Below are 18389 nucleotides of genomic sequence, written 5' to 3' on the forward strand. Positions count from 1 at the left end.
GTGCGTACAACCTGTGAGGTAGGCGTGGGACGCGCTCTCCCATCAGGAAGGCAACCACATGTCAGGCGTGTCATGACCGCGGCCTCAGCGGACGGTGGACCACGTCTTGTTCTTCTTGAACACCGAGTCGTTCCGGTAGAAGATGCCGTAAAACTCCGACAGAGCTGGAATGACCTGCTCCGGTGCAAACTTGTAGCCCGCATTCCCAAGCTCAGACATTAGAACTGCAATGTGGCGTGCGATTTGCAGAACATACATACGCACGTACTTCTGAGCATACTCCACGAGGGAAAGGCTGAGGTAGAGGTCCGTTACCGAGGAGATCGGGGCCCCCTCTTCATCGGTGTGGAACACAACCGCGTAACTCCCGATGGCCGCACCCAAAGCGGAGGACCTGGCCGCTAACGCCTCAAGCCGCGGCTTGGGGCAGTGCGCATTCAAGACTCTCAAGGTGACTTCCCTGTGCCACGAAGCAATAGGGTCATCGACCTGCTCAGCGGTCTCATCTTCCTTCTGAGAAGCTGCCGAAAGCACCTCGAGATTGTAGTACCTGGTCTTGTTCGCCGCGAAGTCTGTCAGCTGCTGGACAATCGCTCTATGGATGGAGGTACGCGGCAGCTTAGCGTAATCTTCCTCGAGGCCGTAGTTGCCAGCGATTGACTCGACCTTGTCCAGGAGTGAGTCGATCTTGTGGCCATAACCGCGGAAGTCACCCTTCGTCGGAAACTCTCCGTCGTTCTCAATCGCATGGTGGACGGCGATTGCCAGCTTTGCGGAGCGTTCGAAGCCAACGCTTAGGGCGAAGAAGGCTTGGCCATAGTATGCAGCTTGCGTGAGATTTGCTCGCGAGAGAGCTGTCACTCCGATTCCGATGTGCTCCGCGGCGATGCCAGCTTCACGAGCGAGTGCGGTGCAGATTCTGTTCATAGGCGTTAAGACTACGGGATCATGAACTGAAACGCCTCTGTGGGTTCCGGAAAGTCTGACAGGGGGCGTTCCGGAACCCACACCAGTTCAGTATTATCTCGTGCCGGCCCCGTGAAGCGGAGCGCTCCGTGGACTCGTCGTGTAGCCGAGACCGCGACCATCTCTCAACTCGCCCCACAACGCCCATGCAACTCGTTAAATTTCGACGATCCCCGGTAGACGACCCTTTTACAGTCGCTCTCCTACGTACGTCCGAAGTGTTCCTCGGAGGATTCGAGTCGTTCAACGACCCCAGAGAGGGTATTTACAATTCCCGGAACGACGAATGGTCAGCCCACGAGAACGCTGTCTTGCTGGAAAAGCGTAGGATTCGAATCGGCTGCTTCTCCGACGGGTCGCGGATGCACACGGATCGGGGCTATGATCTGATGTGGGCACATTATGCTGACAGCTTCAAAGGAGTCGCTATTCAGCTGCGATTCAACAAGGAGCTCTCCGAGAAGCTTCGAGAGGTTAACTACGTGGAATGGGAGGAACTCGACCGAGAGCAAAGACAGGGGGAAGGAGCGGGCTTGAGCCCAGAGGACCTGCTAACGAGAAAATCAAGGCTATGGTCTTACGAGAAAGAGCACCGCCTCCTCATTCACTCCGATGATCTGGTCCGAGCGAAGACCGATGGACTCAGGGAAGACAGTTCAGGGACATTCGCAAGAGTTTCCATCGACAAAGTGCTTGCGGGCTGCCGAGCGACATCGGAGACCATTGACCGGCTCAATCAGATCAGGAAGGACGTGAATGGGGATTGGGCCATAGAGAAATTGAGGAGTCCATGGATGCCGCCAACTGTCGTTGATCCTTGAACCACTTCAACTCGCGACAACTGAGAGGCACGAGGTATCTCATTGCTTCGCGCTGCCCTGCGCCAGATCGGCAAGGCTTCGACGGAGGATCGCGGACAGCTCCGTCCACGCGGCCAGGAGCCGAGTGAGGTCAGCGTCCACTTCGCGGTCATTGGTGCTGCGATGTACAGACCCGATGACAGTTCCCGGATTGATGTTCACGGGAGGCCCAGAAGTGTCGGTGTCGCTGCTGGCACTGGTCAGAAGAAGGTCGCGGTCGCTATCGGCTGATTGCCCAGCAGTGGACCTGTGGGGGGCTGACTCCGCTTCGTACGCGGCACAAACGGACCATTCCGCGGACACCTGCTCTGGTGAGAGAGGCTCTGATCCGTGGTAAGAAGCTGAAGGAGTAGCACTTACACTCGCTTGCTGCTCTAGCTGGACGGGGGTTCGACTCCCCCCGCCTCCACCATCCACAGCTGGCTGCCCCCCTGTTTCGGACCCCCGAGGGCCGTTCAGGGGGGCAGCCAGTTGCATAGGAGCGCAGGTTGCAGCCCGCCCCGAAGTGGACCCTTCCGCGGGCCACTCCTACGAGGGTCGGGAACGTTCGCGGCCACCACGCTGACGCCAGGTGAAGTTCGTGGTCAGGGGAAGTAGAGTCCGTTCAGGATCCTCCCTGACCCGTTGTCCTCTCCCGGTCCGATCGATGCCCCCTTCGATCATGTGCAGCGCCTCCGCTCCTGACCCGGAGGGCGCGTCCTGCCCTGGAGGCCTTTCTCGTTGGCCTCGAACCTCGCCCATGGCAGCTTCCTCATTTCTCAATACTCGTTGGAGCGTTATCAAGCGCGCGGCCAGCACAGATTCTTCGACCAAGGACAGGGGCCTGGCCGAGTTCTGCGAGGCCTACTGGATGCCGCTCTTCGCCTACCTTCGGCGACGCGGCCGTTCGGGCGAGGCCGCGAGCGACCTGGTGCAGGGCTTCTTCTGCGCCCTGCTCGAACGGGACGGGCTCTCGTCGGTGAAGGCAAGCGATGGGGACGGCGGCAGCCGGTTTCGATCATGGCTCCTGACAAGCCTCCAAAACTATGAGCGCGACGTCCACGCGCTGGGGGCGGCAGAGAAGCGCGGGGGCGCGCTGTTTTCTTATCGCTTGACGCCAAGCTGGCCAAGGGAGGCTTCGGTCCTGAAGCGATCGGCGGCGAGACGCCCGAGGAGGCCTTCGAGCGGGCCTGGGCGCTTCAGGTGCTCGCAGTAGCGCGCCAGGCGCTGGCCGAGGAGTGTCTCGCGACTGGCAAGGGTGACCTGTTTCGCTGCCTGGAGATGACGCTCGACGGAGAGGCGACCGCTGACGATCGCGCGTCCCTCGCAAGGCGTCTGGCCATGAAACCGGTGGCCCTGCGGGTAGCGATTCACCGTCTGCGCCAGCGCTACGCCGCCCTCGTCCGTGCCGAGGTTCGCGACACGCTGGCCCTGGACGGGGGTGCATCCGGAGCGGACCTCGCGGCCCTCGAATGCGCCGAGTTCGAAGTTCTCAGGCGGGCCCTCGGATAAAAGCCCGGAACCCGTGTAACGCGGGCGCAGGAACGCCGTGCCGGCGGGGACAAGATTTCCGTTCCCACCCTGGTCAGCACCATGAATCCACCCGATTCCCAATTCAACTCCTCTGCGGGATTCGCCCTCGACGCCGCCGCAGCGGCCATGGACACCCCAGCCCTGCTGCTTCTCCGCGAGGAACTCCAAGCCGCCGTCGGTGCGGAATACACGGTCGCCGAGTGCCTCGGGCGTGGCGGCATGGGGGCTGTCTTCCGTGCGAATCAGGAGACACTTGATCGCAATGTGGCGATCAAGGTGATGCTGCCGTCGGAATCGATTCCGCGGGAGGACTGGATCGAGCGATTCCAGCGGGAGGCAAAGGCGCTCGCGGGCCTTTCCCACCCGGGCATCGTGAGAGTCTACAGCTACGGCCAGACAGAGCGCCTTGCGTGGATCGTGATGGAGTCCGTCGACGGTACGAGCTTGCGCCAGCTGATGCGGCAAGGGCAGCTGACGCCTGCCGAAGCGCTTGGGCTCGTACCCCAGATCTGCCGCGCCATCCAGTTCGCACACGATCACGGCGTGGTGCACCGGGACATCAAGCCCGAGAACGTACTGGTCGATTCAAAGGGCCAGGTCATGCTGGTGGACTTCGGCCTTGCGCTGCTGAAGCAGGGCGAGAACGGGTCGCGCATGACGGTGACAGCGGAGGTGCTCGGCACGCTGCGCTACATGGCGCCCGAGCAGCTCGATACGCCAAAGAATGTCGATCACCGAGCCGACATCTTCTCGCTGGGCGTCGTGATCTACGAGATGCTGACGGGCAAGGTCCCCCAAGGGGTGATCGAGCCACCATCCCGTCGGGTGAAGCTGGACGTACGGCTGGATGAGGTGGTGCTACGAACGCTGGAGCACGAGCCGGAGCGACGGTATCAGGCTGCCTCAGACATCGCCTGTCGAATGGAAGAGATCGAGAAGGATCCGCGGCCCAGCGAGCAAGCGGTTGAGCCGGTCCAGGGGACAGCATCGCCCTGCGTAGATCGTGTCGCCGAAGTGGCCGCACGTCTGACCCAGCACCGGACAGGGCGTCGGTACGATGCAGTGATCTTTCTGCTTACGGTTGGCCTTTTCGCCACCGCTGGCCAGATGCCTGGCGCCAAGTACGAGACCACGTGGGTCACGGTGACAGGCTTCGGAGTTGCCCTCGCCCTCGGACTCCCCTTGTTCGTCGGTAGCCTCATCGAGCCTGAATCGTCGAACGTCTCGCTACCACTGCTTCGCTTGACCTCCACGGTGCTGGCAGTCGGCGCCTTGCTGATGGGCGCTCTGGCCTTCCCGTCGACTCTCCTCACCTGGAGGGCGGATCACTTCACTTGGAGAGTGGACGCAGGACTGACGCCATCGTCCTTCACGTGTGCGCTCTCGATTCTGGTCTTTCTTCCATGTGTCGCCGCGGTGCTCACCTCGATCTATCCGATCGGATTCCAGTGGAGCCCCTTTGCCACCAGGGTCCTTGTGTGGATGGGGGTTGTCAGCGCGCTCGTGGCAGTGGTCTCTACGATTCCGCCCTGGGCTGCTGAGCGACCGCTGTTCCGCTGGGTCTTTATCGCCGGGGCTGCGCTCCTCGCTGCCATGGCGGCGAGGGGGTCGACGCAGCATGCTGCGTACCGAGTGGACAAGGCGTGCGCCTTGGGGATGGCACTGGCCGGGCCTGTTGGTGTGATACTGCTCTTGGGCACCTCCCCGGGGAGGGGCCAACGAGAACTCACGGCGGTGGCGGTTGCGCTGATGGCCAGCGTGGCGACTGGTTTTCTCGGCGGTCTTCTCGGCGCTGGGACTCGGCTGCGCGATCTCCCGCAGCCGGCTCCTGCGACACGCTCATAGCATTTCAGTCGTGCCATGGCGCATGCGCGGCGTGGGTGGGCAGAAGGGGCGATGCGAAAGCGGGCGGTTGGCGAGAAGGGTTGAGCATGGTGAGTTCGGGTGCATTGGCAGCTTGGGAAGAAGCGAGCTGGTTCCAGCCGGGCGGGCCATCCCCGTCCCAGGCCGCCCGGGCGACCGGGGGCTCCGCAGAGCCCGTATGGGGGGCGAGTTCGTCCAGTTTCCGGGCTGGACCACTGCTTGCCCGACCCGGTAACTTTCCCCCTGGAGGGCTCTTCGTCCCAAGCTTGGCCGGGGCAGGCTTGCATCCTGGTGGGGGGCTCGGGACACTCCTCCGCATGCTTCAGCGGTCAGTCCGAGGGCTTCTTGGCCCCGCCCGGGGTCTTCGGGTCCTCTTTTGTGCCTGCTTGGGCGTTTGTGTCCTCTCGGCCGGGTGTCGGACGACCACGGTGGCGACTTCGAATCTCGACGCGGTCCTGAGTTCCCGGGACACGTTTCGGTACCGGGCGGCGACCTCTGGGGTCTGGGGTGATTTGTGGCGCACCAGCGTCGGGGCGATCAGGAGCATCGGGGGGACCGGGGCTCAGGCTCCCGACGAGAAGGACGTTCGGAATCCTTCGCGCGTGGCGCTCCAGAACCTTCTCGATCTTGCGACCTCGAAAGAGGGGAACGAGGCCTGGCGGGACAATGAGAAGGTTCGGACCTTTGCTCGGTACGCGACCTCCGCGCCCAGTCAGCTCTGCCGCGAGCGCGCCGTTTTGGAGCTCGTCCCGCACGCGCTTCGGCTCAAGATCACCGAGCCCTACAAGGAACCGCCGGCGGCGGCCAATCAAGAGGAGCTGCGGCAGGCTCTGGAGGGACTGGTCGACGCCACGCGGCGCATCGTGGCCGAACGCAACGGCGTGAGCGCCACCGCCAGCGCCGACTTCGAGGCCGCGATCGAGGTACTGGAAGCGACACGCGTCAACGTCGCGGGCGGGTCGCGCTTGCTTCGGGCGATTGCGCCGTTCTTGAAAGGGAGCGCGCTGCGGGCCGGGTTGCCCGACGCGCAGCGTCAACGCCTCGAAGAGCTCTCGCTGAAGGTCCAGCGCGAGATCGTCACCGAGGCCCTGTACGCGGGCCTCGTCGATCGGACGGACGTCGTGCGCGCGGCGGCGATGCGCGCCAACGTGGCCGTGTACGGCGAGGACTTTGCCATCGAAGCGCTGCTGTCGCTGGTCCCCCGGCGCAACACCGCCGACCCCGTGGCAGAGGCCTACAGCCGGTTTGGCGCCCCGCCCGTTCCCGTACAGTTCGACATGACCTACATCGCCGTCTGTGAGGCGTTCGAGAGGTCAGGCCTGCCCTTCGCCGCCAAGAAACCCACCTCTCTGGGCGTGGAGACCCGGGGGACGATCTTTGCCACCCTCTGGCAGATCGCGATCAACGACCTCAACTTCGGCGACCGGTCGCGAATTGCGGCCATGAAGGCCCTCGACGCGGTCTCCGGGGCCCAGCTCGACACACTTCGCTCGGAAGAGTGGGATACCTGGTTCAGGGGCGTGGCTCCGGCACTCGAAGAGGAACTTCGAGCGCTCAAGAAGTCCGAGAGCGCCGCTTCGGCGCCCGACGCCTGATCCGTTGAATCCATCCGACCCCCACGAGGGCCAACCTGACGCCGAACCAGGCGCCGAACCGGACTCCGTTTTCGACGAGATTCGTCGCGAGCGCTCCTCGCAATCGTTCGCCAAGAGCGCGGCGCTGCGGCTGATCGGCCTCACCGTCGTCGCGCTGGCCGCCTGGATCATCTCTCGCAACGTATCTTGGACCGATACGCTGGTGCTGGAAAACGCGACCGGCAAGGTCGAGCTTCCGGGCACCATCGCGGGGGACTGGCGCTCGACCGAGATCGAGTTCGAGATGGACGTCGAGGCCGCGGGCGAGGCTCCGCTGGCGCCGCTCGGGCTCGACGCGGCGGACGCGGCCGCGCTCGAGGAATCGCGCGACATCGGACGGCCGTGGATGGTGCGCAAGGGCGAGCTGATCCTGCCGGGCGGTCGCGTGCTTCTCGTGGTCGAGGGCACCCCTGATGCGCAAGGTGCCCGGCCCGCGAAGCAGATCGACTGGCGCCCCGGCATGGTCCGGACGTTCCGCGAGATCCGCGTGCTCCAGCTGATCCCCGCCCTCGGCTTCCTGATCCTCGCCTCGCTCTGCGTTGCGACGCGCTGGTGGAGGATCCTGATCCTCAATCACTGCCGCACCAGCTGGTACAACGCGTTCCGCTTCACGTACTCAGGACTCTTCTTCAACGCCGTCGTGCCGGGGATCAACGGCGGCGACGTGGCGCGCGCCATCGCCGTGGTGCGCCATCATCCGACGCGCCGCGCCGAGGCCTTCATGACCGTCGTCGTCGATCGCGTGATCGGCCTGATCGGCATGATCCTCGTCGGCACCGTGCTCGTGCTCACGACGGACGAGCGCCTCGCCCCGCTGCGCCTTCCGGTCTCGCTGTTCTGCGGCGCGATCCTCCTCGGCGCCGTGCTGTTCTTCCATCCGAGCGTGCGGCGGCTCGTTCGCTTCGACGCGCTGGTCCAGAAGCTGCCCCAGAGCGAGCGGCTCCTGCGGCTCGACGCCACAGCGCGCAAGCTCCTGCATTCGCCCGCGGAACTCGGCATCGCGCTGGTGTTCTCCTTCGGCAACCACGTCTTCAACGGCCTCGCCGTCTACACGGCCGCGAGCGCCCTCGGCAGCACGCTCGGCTTCCAGGACTGGATGACGACGATGGCGATCTCGAACACGCTGGCGGCGGTGCCGCTGTCGCCGGGCGGGCTCGGCGTGGGGGAGGTGCTGTTCGGCTCGCTGGCCGAGATGCTCGGCTCCAGCTACGCCCTCGGGGTCGCCACGAGCCTCGTGTACCGGCTCTGCCTCTACGCGATGTCGCTGCTCGGTGGGCTCGTGATGCTGCTCCCGGCCGGACCCGCTCGGGGGCCCGCTTCGGGACCAGAATCGGAGCCAGAATCCAGCGCGGCCTGAGGGCACTCACAGGGCGGGCCGCGGAGAGATGCCCGCAGAAAGCCCCGGCTCTCGGGTGGTTCCGCGATTCCTGGCGTGGTCAGATACCCGCCGCGAAATCGCCTCATCCCCCCGACTGCACCCCCAAGACGCGCACTTCTTCACCAGCGCGGCACAAGCCCCATGTCCCTCGTCGTCATCGGAACCCTGGCCTACGACTCCGTGGAAACCGCCCACGACCGTCGCGAGAACGCGCTGGGCGGCTCCGCCATGTACTTCGCGGTCGCGGCTGCGCCGTACATCTCTCCGCTCCTCGTGGGCGCCGTCGGCGACGACTGGCGCGACGAGGACACCGAGCTCCTCGCCAAGCGCGGCGTCGACCTCGCCGGACTCGAGAAGGTCGCCGGCGGCAAGACGTTCCGCTGGGGCGGCCGCTACGAGCCCGACTGGAACACGCGCCACACGACCTTCACCGAGCTCAACGTACTGGAGACCTTCGACCCAAAGCTCCCCGCGAACTACCGCGACGCGAAGTTCGTGTTCCTCGCGAACGCGCACCCCGCCGTCCAGATGCAGGGCCTCAGCCAGGTCGAGGCGCCGATCTTCAGCGTCGCCGACACCATGAACCTCTGGATCGACATCGCGCGCACGGACCTCGAAGCGCTGATGCAGAAGATCGACGGGCTCATCCTCAACGACGAGGAAGCGCGCATGTTGACCGGCGAGGACAACCTGATCCGCGCGGCACAGAAGGTCCTCACGATGGGCCCGAAGTTCGTGATCCTGAAGAAGGGCGAGCACGGCGCGTTCATCATGGGCGAGGGCCTGCACTTCTCGCTGCCCGCCTACCCCGTCACCGAGGTCATCGACCCGACCGGCGCAGGCGACTCGTTCGCGGGCGGATTCATGGGTTATTGCGCGAAAGCGGGCAATCACAGCCCGGAGACGCTGAAGAAGGCCATGCTGCACGGGACGGTCGCGGCGTCGTACTGCGTCCAGGGTTTCAGCGTCGAGGACATCGGCCAGCGGACCATGGCGGACTACGACTCCCGCTACAACGACCTGATGCAGATCGTGTCCCTCTGATCCGACCCCTCGGCCAGGCACACCGTCCGAACGTTCCTGTTCCGATCTTTTTGAAACTCTTTTGCCCCGCTCGAGCGCGCGCCTCGGACTTACCCGTGAGCGGGTGTCGGATCGCCTGACTCAACGGGTTGAATAGGAGAGTCATCAGCCCTGGAGAGGAGACCGGATGGAAGCGAGCCGGGCTCCTCTCCCTATTTTTTGCCCGCATGCAACGACTCTTCTTCGGCCTGAGCGTCGACCCCGTGGTGGGGCAGTCACTGATTCGTGCGGCGAGGCGAGCGCTGGGAGCGGAGCTCTCGGAAGCCCTCTACGGCGAGGAGGTCCTGCACCTGACGCTGTGCTTCCTCGGGAGCTTTCCCAGGGACCGGGTGAAGTCGCTGGTGCAGTCGGCCCGCGATGAGTTCGTCGGCCTCTGGGCGCCGGAGCTGCTCCTGGGCGGAGAGGGCGACGCGTTTCCCGATCGCGGGACGCCGCGGACGCTGCACACGGCGGTCGAAGAAGTGGGGGACGCGACGGGCCGGCTGGGAACGATCCGCAATCGCACGATGCAGGTGGCGATGTCCCACGGCTGGCGCGCGAGCCAGGCGGAGCGCGCGCGGCCTTTCCGGCCCCACGTGACGCTCGCGCGCCTCAGCGGCCGTCCCGACTCGCCGATCCCCGAGGATTCGGGCGCTGCCGCCTTCGCGGACCTCGACGATTTCTGGGACCTCGGCGCCGAGCGGCGCTGGCTCCCCGTGGACATCACGCTCTATGAATCCCTGGGCCGGAGCGAGGACGGGGAGCGGTACCGCCAGCTCGCGGCGTGGCCGCTGGCCGTTCGACCCGGCTGAAGATTTTTGCGGCCAAGAGGCCCTCTGGCCGTAACCGGGATGGCCCTCGATCGATCTTCCCAAGGAAGTTCCGCAGAGGGTGTTCCATCCTGACGTTCGGGCTGCTATACCGAACGAACACCGAACATCCGTCGGGCGCCTGGCCGCCTTCGCGCCCGACGAATCCACCCCGCGAGATCCCTCGCCCGGGCGGGCCCGCACACAAATATCCGATAGACCCACCGCACGCCCGCAAGGGCGAAAAGAGACAGACATCATGAGCCTTCGAGGACCCAAATCAGCCAAGTCCAAGCTTCCCTCCCGCGGCGTCGGCCCCGAGGTTTCCGGCGAGGGGCGCGAAAAGGCGCTCACGGCCGCCCTCGGCGAGATCGAGAAGAGCTACGGCATCGGCTCGATCATGCGCCTGGGCGACAAGAGCGACCTGATCAGCAAGATCGAGGGCATCTCGACCGGCTCGATCAACCTGGACCTCGGCCTCGGCGGCAAGGGCCTGCCCAAGGGCCGGATCGTCGAGATCTACGGCCCGGAGAGCTCCGGTAAGACGACCCTGACGCTCCACGTCATCGCCTCCGCCCAGAAATCGGGCGACGTCTGCGCCTTCGTCGACGCCGAGCACGCCCTCGACCCGTCGTACGCTCGCAAGCTGGGCGTCAAGCTCGACGACCTGCTCGTCAGCCAGCCGGATACGGGCGAGCAGGCCCTCGAGATCGTCGAAACGCTCGTTCGCTCGAACGCGGTCAGCGTCATCGTCATCGACTCGGTGGCGGCCCTCGTGCCGCGCGCCGAGATCGAGGGCGAGATGGGGGATAGCTTCGTCGGCCTGCACGCTCGCCTGATGAGCCAGGGCCTGCGGAAGCTGACCGGAGCCATCTCCAAGTCGAACTGCCTCGTGATCTTCATCAACCAGATCCGCGAGAAGATCGGCGTGATGTTCGGCAGCCCGGAGACCACGACCGGTGGTCGCGCGCTCAAGTTCTACTCGTCGGTCCGCCTGGACATCCGCCGGATCGGCCAGCTGAAGGACGGCGACGAGGTCGTCGGCAACCGCACCAAGGTGACGGTGGTCAAGAACAAGGTGGCGCCGCCGTTCCGAAAGGTCGAGTTCGACATCCTTTACAACCGCGGCATCTCCAAGGAGGGCGAGCTGCTCGACCTCGGGATGAAGGTCGGGATCGTGCTCCGCTCGGGCACCTGGTACTCCATGAAGCACCCCACGGACGGTGAAATCCGCCTGGGCCAGGGCATGGAGCGCAGCCGGCAGTTCCTGATGGACAACCCGGACCTCGCTGTCCTCATCGAGGAAGAGATCTTCCGGAAGCTGTCGCCGGTCGAGGTGGGCCTCGTCGACGAAGAGGAAATCGCAGAGCTGGTCGCCGACGAGGCGCCTTCCGACGTGGACCCCGAGACCGAGTTCGACTCCGGCAACTCGGGTGGCTCAGGCGACGGCGCCTCGGCCGGGAAGGCCAGCGGCAAGTCCACGACCACCAAGAAGGCCAAGGCTTCCGCCAAGTAACGCGAGAATCCCTCGCGAATCCCTTCCGGACGGGCCCTGAGCCCGCCATGACCGGGCCAGCCAGCCTCCGCGCATTCCCGCGGAGTTGTGGGCTGGCCCTCTCCCGTTCCCGATTACCATCTCCCGCCCACAACCTCCCCAGCGCGCGGCTCCCGACAGCCGGGAGCGCCCTGGCGAGCCCCATTTGGTCCCTCCCCATCGAGACATGACTCCCGGCGACGTCCAGACCTTCACCGCGACTCGAGTCCGCAAAGACTTCCTTCACTTCTTCGAAGAGCGCGGCCACCGCATCGTGCCCTCGGCCCCGGTCTTCCCCCAGGACGACCCGACGCTGCTCTTCACGAACGCGGGGATGAACCAGTTCAAGGACGTCTTCCTCGGGACCGGCACGCGCCCCTACAAGCGCGCCGTCGACACCCAGAAGTGCATCCGCGTCCAGGGTAAGCACAACGACCTCGAAGAGGTCGGCCGCGACACGTACCACCACACGTTCTTCGAGATGCTCGGGAACTGGTCGTTCGGCGACTACTTCAAGGAGGACGCGATCGTGTGGTCGTGGACGCTCCTGACCGAGGTGTGGGGGATGCCCAAGGATCGCCTCTGGGTCACGGTCTTCGCGGGCGACGAGAAGGACGGGCTGCCGGCCGACACCGAGGCCGAGGAGATCTGGAAGACCAAGACGGACATCGACCCGTCCCACGTCCTGCGCTTCGACAAGTCGGACAACTTCTGGGAGATGGGGGAGACCGGTCCGTGCGGGCCGTGCACCGAGATCCACATCGACCGCGGCGGGCCGGACAGCGACCCGAACGACGGCGCCGACATCAAGATCGGCGTCAACGCCGGGAACGAGCGCTTCATCGAGCTGTGGAACAACGTGTTCATGCAGTTCAACCGCCAGGACGACGGCTCGCTCGTCGAGCTGCCGGCGAAGAGCGTCGACACGGGCATGGGCTTCGAACGCGTGCTCGCCGTGCTCCAGGGCAAGTCCTCGAACTACGACACGGACCTCTTCCAGCCGATCTTCCGCGCCATCGAGCGCGTGACCGGCAAGACCTACCACGCCACGCCCGATGACGAGGCCGACGTCGCGTTCCGCGTGTGCGCGGACCACGTTCGTGCGTTCACCTCGGCCGTGGCCGACGGCGTGACGCCTTCGAACGAGGGCCGCGGCTACGTGCTGCGCCGACTCGTGCGCCGCGCGAGCCGCTATGGCCTCCAGCACCTCGGCGCGAAGGAGCCCTTCCTGTTCGAGGTCGTCGCGGCCGTCGTCGACGTGCTCGGCGAGGCCTTCCCCGAGATGAAGACGCGCAAGGAGCACGTCCAGCTCGTGATGAAGACCGAGGAAGAGTCGTTCCGCAAGACGCTCGATCGCGGCCTCGTTCAGTTCGAGAAGCTCGCCCAGGCGACGAAGGGCATGGAGATCGACGGCAAGGACGCGTACGAGCTGTACGCGACCTACGGCTTCCCCCAGGACCTCGTCGAGCTGATGGCGCGCGAGCGCGGGATGTCGGTCGATACAGCCGGCTGGGACGCCGCGCGCGAGGCCCACAGCGAGGTCTCGAAGAGCGAGGGCAGCTTCAAGCAGATCCTGTCCGCCGAGGAACTCTCCGGGCTCCCTGGCACCGTGGCGGTCTACCACGAGGACGAAGGCGGCCGCACCGAGTGCAACGCCGAGGTGGTCCGCTACTTCCCGGCGCTGTCGGATCGCCCCGCGCGCCTGATCCTGGACCGCACGTCGTTCTACGCCGACGCCGGCGGCCAGGTGGGGGACACGGGCCTCATCGAGGCCCAGGACGGCACGTTCCGCTTCGTGGTCGAGGAGACCAAGAAGATGGGCGATGTCCACGTGCACATCGGCCAGGTCGACGGCGAGCCCGTCGCAGGCGCGGGCGCGGTCTGCCTCGTGGACGCCGCGCGCCGGAACTCGATCCGCGCGAACCACACGGCGACGCACCTTCTGCACCAGGCGCTGCGCGACGCGCTCGGCGATCACGTGGCCCAGGCGGGCTCCTACGTCGGCCCCGATCGCCTGCGCTTCGATATCAGCCACCCGAGCGCCATGTCGGAGGAGGAGATGCTCGAGGTCGAGACGGCCGTGAACGATCGCGTGGCGCGCAACCGCGCCGTCGTGACGAGCGTCGAGACGCCGGACGAGGCCAAGTCGCGGGGCGCGATGGCGCTCTTCGGCGAGAAGTACGGCGACGAGGTCCGCGTGGTCTCGATCGACGATGACGACGGCGATGCGCGCCCGTGGTCGCTGGAACTCTGCGGCGGCACCCACGTCGCGCGGACCGGCGACATCGGCCCCTTCGTGATCCTCTCCGAGCGCGCGGTCGCGGCCGGCGTGCGGCGGATCGAGGCCCTGACCCAGGCGGGCGCGGTGGCGGCGTTCCAGGAGCAGCGCAGGCTGCTCAAGGAGCTCTCGGCCAAGCTGAAGACCTCGCCAGAGGAACTCGGCGGCCGCATCGACCAGCTCCAGAAGCAGGTCAAGGAGGCCAAGAAGCAGAAGAAGTCGGCTGCGGGCGACCAGGTCACGGCGGCGTTCCAGCTCGCGAAGACCGAGCTCGAGAAGCGCGGCGGCGTCGTCGCGGGCGCGCTGGACTTCCCGGAACTCGATCGTGACGGGATCCGCCAGCTCGGCGAGCGCCTGAAGGGCGCCGAGCCGGACCTCGCCCTCGTGCTGTTCGGGCGCGGCGAGCCGGGCTCGAACGCGAGCGGCGTCCCGTTCGTGGCGCTCTGCGCCGGGGAAGCGCTCGCCAAGGGGATCAGCGCGGGCGACCTCGCGACCAAGGTCAAGGCCCTCCTCGGGGGCGGCGGCGGTGGCCGAGCGGACTCTGCCCAGGGCCAGGGGGAGCGCGCGGACGCCATCCCGGCGGCCATCCACGAGGTGGTCCAGGTCTTCCAGGTGGCCCTCCGCTGATTCTTCGGCCGATCTTTTCCGGGGACGGGCGTCCGGACCCGCAGTAGTTAGGACGATTTTCTGGCACATCGGGGGGCGAGCTTGTAGCTTGCTCCGCTTGAAACGCCCCTCCGGCTGATGTTCAGCCTGTGGGGACCTGAGCCCCGGGCTCGGTTTCGGGACTCGCTCCTGACCCCGACCCGCCAATAAGAACTGGCGCCCACCACCGCTACCACAAGCACCGGGCCCCTGGCACCCCACTGATTCCATGGCACACCCCAAGCGCAGGACCTCGAAGTCCGTCAAGAACAAGCGCCGTTCGCACCTCGCTCTCACGGCTCCGACCGTCAAGCATTGCCCCCGTTCGGGCGTTCTCAGCCGCTCGCACCGCATCAGCGAAGATGCGACGCACTACGGCTTCGAGAAAGGCGGCACCAAGGGCTTCGTCGTTTTCGAGAAGGACGACGAGTATTGATCTCGAGGTTCCGCGCCTGAGGGCTGGCGCCCCGGGACTCGATCCTTCGAGACCGGTGAGCGCGCTGGCCGGGACGCGGAACTGAACACGGTTGCCACGAGCCTCCTTCCGAGCCTCTTCCGAGCCCCAGCAGAGCCCTGCGCGCTGACCCTCAGCTCACAGGGTTTCTCGCTTATGGGCCTCTCTCTTATCTGAGATCCCGATGAACGCGAACCAGCGCATTGCTCTGGACGTCATGGGCGGCGATTCCGCGCCCGCGTGCAACCTCGACGGCGCCCTTCTGGCCGCCCAGCACGGCCTCGCTCCCGAGCGACTCCTGCTCGTCGGCAACGAAGACGTCATCCGTTCCGGACTCGAAGAGCGCGGTGGCAACCCCGGCTTCGACGTCCTGCACGCCCCCGAGGCGATCGGGATGGACGAGAAGCCCGGCGTGGCCCTCCGCGCCAAGCCCCAGTCCTCGATCGCCATCGCCACGGGCGCGGTGAAGATGGGGGCCGCGGGTGCCCACGTCAGCATGGGCAACACCGGCGCCGTCGTCGGCGCGGCGACCGTCGGGCTCAAGACGCTCCCCGGCGTGCGGCGCCCCGGGATCGCCGTGACGCTGGAACTCACGGGCGAGCCCGTGACGATCCTCGACATGGGGGCGAACGTGGTGCCGAAGCCCGAGCACCTCCTGCAGTACGGGCTCATGGGCGCGGTCCTCACGCGCGACGTCCTGCGGCGCGGGAGCGACAAGGCGGCCGAGAAGCCGCGCGTGGGCCTCCTGAACATCGGCGAGGAGCCCAGCAAGGGCACGGATCTCCTGCGCGAGGCCCACGGGCTGCTCACGGAGTCTCCGCTGAACTTCATCGGTAACATCGAGGGCGGCGACCTCTTCAAGGGCGGCGTCGACGTCGTGGTGACGGACGGCTTCACGGGCAACGTCGTGCTGAAGCTGCTTGAGGACTACTCGGGGTTCATGCTGAACCTCGTCATGCGCGAGCTGAAGGCCCACGGAGCCCAGTGGGGGCCCGAAGCGCTCAGCAACGTACGCAAGCGGATCGACTACTCCGAGTACGGGGGAGCGCTGCTCCTCGGCGTCAACGGCATCGTGGTCATCGGGCACGGCCGATCCGACGCGACGGCCGTCAGCAACGCCATCAATCTGGCGCAGCGGACCCTGGACGCCGATGTGAACGGTCACATCGTGCGCGGGCTCGAGGGCTGATCGTAGCGGCCCTCTGAGCGCTGTGAGGAGGGTGGGCCCGGGCCATCGGGCCGCCTCACATGCGCCGCTTTCAAGGGGAGAGGTTGAACCTCGCGCCCCAATGCGTGACAGTCTTGGGCTCCGCCATCGACGCGCCGAGCGCACCTTGGACCCCGTCGCGGGGTCCGCTCCACTGAATCACTGGCTCCCCGGCAACGGGAGCACCGCACCATGACGAACCTCGTCCGAGTTGGAATCGCCGGAACCGGTCACAGTGTTCCCCCGCGTGAGGTGACGAACGATGATCTCTCGAAGATCGTCGACACCAACGACGAGTGGATCACGAAGCGCACCGGCATCCGTGCTCGCCGCTTCGTGGACGAGGGAACGAACTGTTCCGATCTCTGCACGGAGGCCGCGCGCCAGGCCATCGAGGCCGCCGGGCTCCAGCCCGACGAGATCGACCTGATCATCACGGGCTCGCTCACGCAGGACCACCTGATGCCGAGCATCTCGGCGCTCGTCCAGACGAACCTCGGCTGCTCCAAGGCCGGCGCGTTCGACGTGCTGTCCGCGTGCACCGGGTTCCTCACGGCGCTCGATACCGCCGAGGCGTTCATCGCCTCCGGCCGCGCGAAGAACGTGCTGGCGATCGGCGGCGAGACGCTGTCGCGCTACCTCGACATGACGGACCGCACCTCGTGCATCCTGTTCGGCGACGGCGCGGGCGCCGCGGTGCTGCGTCCGCTCGACCAGTGCGGCGACGGCGGCGGCCAGGGCGAAATCCTCAAGCAAACCCTCGGCTGCGACGGCGAGGGCTACGAGTACATCCACATCCCGGAAGGCGGCTCCGTCCACCCGCACAACCACCCCGACTACGACAAGTCGAACCACTTCATCCGGGTGAAGGGGCGCGAGGTGTACCGGTTCGCCGTCACGAAGATGACGGAGCTGATCCAGGAAGCGGCGGACGGCTACAGCGCCGACGACATCAAGCTCGTGATCCCGCACCAGGTGAACATGCGGATCATCGAGGCCGCGCGCGAGCGCCTCGACTGGCCGATCGAGAAGTTCTTCCTGAACATCGAGAAGTACGGCAACACGTCGGCGGGCAGCGTGCCGATCGCGCTCGACGAGGCCGTTCGCGAGGGCCGACTGCACAAGGGCGACCTCGTGATCCTCGTCGCCTTCGGCGCCGGCCTCACCTGGGGCGCGACGCTCATCAAGTGGTAGTGTCGCCCTGACCTCTCAAGCACCATGACCAACGCATCGAACATGACGCCCGCACTTCTGTTCCCGGGCCAGGGCGCCCAGGCCGAAGGCATGGGCAAGGACTGGGCCGAGGCTTTCCCCGAGGCCGCTGAGATCTGGAGCCAAGCCGACGAGGTCCTCGGTTTCTCGCTCTCGAAGGCGTGCTGGGAGAGCGGCGAGGAGGTCAACCGGACCGACATCGCGCAGCCCGGCATCTTCACGACCGGCGTGGCGATCCTCAGCGTGCTCGAAGCGCGCGGGTTCGATCGCTTCTCGGCGCCGATGACGGCCGGGCTCTCGCTCGGCGAGTACACGGCGCACTGGGCGGCGGGGACCTTCGACTTCGCGTCGGGCCTGCGGCTGGTGCGCCTGCGCGGCGAGGCCATGCAGGCCGCGTCCGAGGCGAACCCGAGCGGCATGATGAGCCTGATGGGGGCGACGGACGAGCAGGCGGAAGCGCTCGCGAAGGTCGGCTCCGAGTTCGGCATCTGCCAGGTCGCGAACCTGAACGCGCCGGGCCAGCTCGTGCTGTCGGGCGAACACCCCGCGCTCGACGCGGTCGAAGCGGCCGCGAAGGATCACGGCGTGCGGCGGGTGCGGAAGCTCGTCGTCGCGGGCGGTTTCCACAGCGAGTGCATGCGGCCCGCGGCGGACAAGCTCGCGGCCGCGCTCGAGGAAACCGAGATCCACGCGCCAAAAATTCGCGTGATTTCGAACGTCACGGCGGCGCCCGTCGAGACTGTCGAGGCCGTCAGGGAAACCCTCGCCACGCAGGTTTGCGCCCCGGTGCTGTGGGAGAAATCGATGCGCTGGGCGATCGAACAGGGCCAAAACCGCTTCCTGGAGCCCGGTCCGGGCACGATTCTGGCCGGAATCCTGCGGAAGATAGACCAAGAACCGGAAGTCGTGCCCGCGGCTCAGCCGGGGGACGTCGACGCGGCCCTCGCGTCCGCGAACGCGTCTTGATGCCCGCGG

13 protein-coding genes and 1 pseudogene are annotated in these 18389 nt (G+C 66.3%); 13 read left to right on the forward strand and 1 reads right to left on the reverse strand.

The genetic code is table 11. The annotated features are described in order from the left end of the window. Positions 1-84: 84 nt before the first annotated feature. A complete protein-coding gene (locus Poly30_RS13820; RefSeq protein WP_145198229.1) occupies positions 85-927 on the reverse strand; it encodes a hypothetical protein in 843 nt (280 codons plus the stop codon). Between the two features lie 185 nt (positions 928-1112). Here Poly30_RS13820 and Poly30_RS13825 point away from each other — a divergent pair, with 185 nt between their 5' ends. From Poly30_RS13825 to fabD, 13 genes and pseudogenes are all read left to right on the forward strand, one after another. Continuing rightward, positions 1113-1787 carry a DUF2971 domain-containing protein gene (locus tag Poly30_RS13825; RefSeq protein WP_145198230.1) on the forward strand — a complete coding sequence of 225 codons (675 nt, stop codon included), beginning with the start codon at positions 1113-1115 and terminating at the stop codon, positions 1785-1787. 1221 nt (positions 1788-3008) lie between these two features. Then, positions 3009-3317 (forward strand): hypothetical protein, encoded by a 309-nt coding sequence (locus tag Poly30_RS13830; protein WP_145198231.1) that lies wholly within the window; start codon positions 3009-3011, stop codon positions 3315-3317. Positions 3318-3398: 81 nt separating this feature from the next. Then, positions 3399-5183 (forward strand): serine/threonine-protein kinase, encoded by a 1785-nt coding sequence (locus Poly30_RS13835; protein WP_145198232.1) that lies wholly within the window; start codon positions 3399-3401, stop codon positions 5181-5183. A gap of 620 nt (positions 5184-5803) precedes the next feature. Next, positions 5804-6796, forward strand: a complete 993-nt coding sequence (locus Poly30_RS13840; RefSeq protein WP_145198233.1) for a hypothetical protein — start codon at positions 5804-5806, stop codon at positions 6794-6796. A gap of 4 nt (positions 6797-6800) precedes the next feature. Continuing rightward, positions 6801-8192, forward strand: coding sequence for a lysylphosphatidylglycerol synthase transmembrane domain-containing protein (locus Poly30_RS13845; RefSeq protein ID WP_145198234.1), 1392 nt, complete (start codon positions 6801-6803; stop codon positions 8190-8192). Between the two features lie 162 nt (positions 8193-8354). Continuing rightward, on the forward strand, positions 8355-9257 hold the full coding sequence (locus Poly30_RS13850; RefSeq protein ID WP_145198236.1) for a PfkB family carbohydrate kinase: 903 nt from the start codon (positions 8355-8357) through the stop codon (positions 9255-9257). Between the two features lie 206 nt (positions 9258-9463). Further along, entirely contained in the window at positions 9464-10087 is a 624-nt protein-coding gene (locus Poly30_RS13855; RefSeq protein WP_145198238.1) for a 2'-5' RNA ligase family protein, read from the forward strand. Positions 10088-10343: 256 nt separating this feature from the next. Continuing rightward, a pseudogene (recA, locus tag Poly30_RS13860) lies at positions 10344-11537 on the forward strand (recombinase RecA); the annotation flags it as partial. 268 nt (positions 11538-11805) lie between these two features. Beyond that, complete coding sequence (gene alaS / locus Poly30_RS13865; protein WP_145198242.1) at positions 11806-14523, forward strand: alanine--tRNA ligase; 2718 nt, start codon at positions 11806-11808, stop codon at positions 14521-14523. Between the two features lie 247 nt (positions 14524-14770). Next, entirely contained in the window at positions 14771-14977 is a 207-nt protein-coding gene (gene rpmF / locus Poly30_RS13870; protein WP_145198244.1) for a 50S ribosomal protein L32, read from the forward strand. Positions 14978-15179: 202 nt separating this feature from the next. Continuing rightward, positions 15180-16184: a phosphate acyltransferase PlsX gene (gene plsX / locus Poly30_RS13875; RefSeq protein ID WP_145198246.1), complete on the forward strand. Its 1005-nt coding sequence runs from the start codon at positions 15180-15182 to the stop codon at positions 16182-16184. Positions 16185-16394: 210 nt separating this feature from the next. Continuing rightward, on the forward strand, positions 16395-17396 hold the full coding sequence (locus Poly30_RS13880) for a beta-ketoacyl-ACP synthase III (RefSeq protein ID WP_145198248.1): 1002 nt from the start codon (positions 16395-16397) through the stop codon (positions 17394-17396). Between the two features lie 24 nt (positions 17397-17420). Then, complete coding sequence (gene fabD, locus Poly30_RS13885; protein ID WP_145198250.1) at positions 17421-18380, forward strand: ACP S-malonyltransferase; 960 nt, start codon at positions 17421-17423, stop codon at positions 18378-18380. Positions 18381-18389: the final 9 nt, after the last annotated feature.

Origin of the sequence: Saltatorellus ferox (genome assembly GCA_007751475.1) — a bacterium.
In the GTDB taxonomy this organism is placed as follows: domain Bacteria; phylum Planctomycetota; class UBA1135; order UBA1135.